1 protein-coding gene is annotated in these 1,356 nt (G+C 68.8%); it reads left to right on the top strand.

Annotated elements, in window-relative coordinates:
- The first annotated feature begins 72 nt into the window (after positions 1-72).
- Positions 73-1,319, top strand: a protein-coding gene (locus tag ACFY3J_RS38815) for an IS3 family transposase (protein WP_390842890.1) whose coding sequence is annotated in 2 segments (ribosomal slippage) — positions 73-415 and positions 415-1,319 — 1,248 coding nt in all. Because the reading frame shifts where the segments join, the coding sequence is not laid out codon by codon here.
- Positions 1,320-1,356 lie beyond the last annotated feature (37 nt).

The following is a 1,356-nucleotide window of genomic DNA, read 5'->3' as shown; positions in this document are numbered from 1 at the left end:
GGGGCCTCCCCCTGAATGGTGGACACGCTGATACTGGGTCTGCTTGATCCGGAGGAAGCGAGAACACCGCCGATGGCGATGAAGGACTACTCGGACGAGTTCAAGGCCGATGCCGTGGCCCTGTACGAGTCCACGCCCGGGGCGACCTACAAGGGCATCGCCGCAGACCTGGGCATCAACAGGAACACCCTGCGAGCCTGGGTGCTGCGAGACCGTGAACGCCGCGGTGTCGGTCCGGCCGCCCAGCCGGCGGGCGGCAAAGCTCCGGCCCGGGGCGGCCAGGCGGCGCCGGCCAGTGATCCGGATGAGCGGATCCGGCAGTTGGAAGCTCGGGTCGCCGAGCTCGAGACCAGCGAACGCAAGCTGGCGACCGAGCGGGACATCCTGCGCAAGGCCGCGAAGTATTTCGCCGGAGAGACGAACTGGTGAGCCGCTTCAAGTTCGTCGAGGACCACCGGGACGCCTTCGGGGTGAAGCGGCTGTGCCAGGTGATGAACGTGAACCGGTCCAGCTACTACAAGTGGCGGGCCGGGACGGACGCCCGCATGGCCCGGCAGCAGGACGACCAGGTCCTGGCCGAGCAGATCCGTGCCCTTCACCGCTCCTCCGGCGGTGCCTATGGCTCGCCCCGGATCACCGCCGAACTCCACGACGCCGGGATACGGGTCAACGAGAAGCGGGTGGCACGGGTGATGAGGGCCTTCGGCATCACCGGGATCCGCCTGCGCAGAAAGGTCCGCACCACGGTGTCCGACCCTGCGGCCTCGGTGGTCGCGGACCTGTTCCGCAGGGACTTCACCGCCCCGCGGCCGGGGCTGAAATACATGGGCGACATCACCTACCTGCCCCTGGAGAACGGGGAGTTCCTCTACCTGGCGACGGTGCTGGACTGCTTCAGCCGCAAGGTCGTCGGCTGGTCGATTGCCGACCACATGCGCGCGGACCTGGTCGCCGACGCCCTGCGGATGGCCGCCCGCACCCGCGGCGGCCTGGACGGGGCCGTGTTCCACTCCGATCACGGGTCGCAATACGTCTCCCGGGCCTTCGCCGACCTCTGCGACCAGCTCGGGGTTACCCGGTCGATGGGCGCCATCGGCAGCAGCGCGGACAACGCGGCCTGCGAAAGCTTCCACGCCTCCCTGAAACGCGAGACCCTCCAGGGCGCCCGCGACTACGGCGACCGGGCCACCTGCAGGAGAACCGTCTTCGCCTGGCTGACCCGCTACAACACCCGCCGCCGGCACTCCGCCAACGGCCACCTCAGCCCCAACGAATACGAACACCGACACCACACGGCTAAGCTCACGCTGGCCGCATGACATGCCAACGCGTGTCCACCACCACGGGGGAAGGCCC

The sequence above is a fragment of the Streptomyces sp. NPDC001231 genome, assembly GCF_042896885.1.
In the GTDB taxonomy this organism is placed as follows: Bacteria; Actinomycetota; Actinomycetes; order Streptomycetales; family Streptomycetaceae; genus Streptomyces.
Note: the sequence above shows the minus strand (reverse complement) of the source record. Positions and strands in the feature narration are given on the sequence as shown.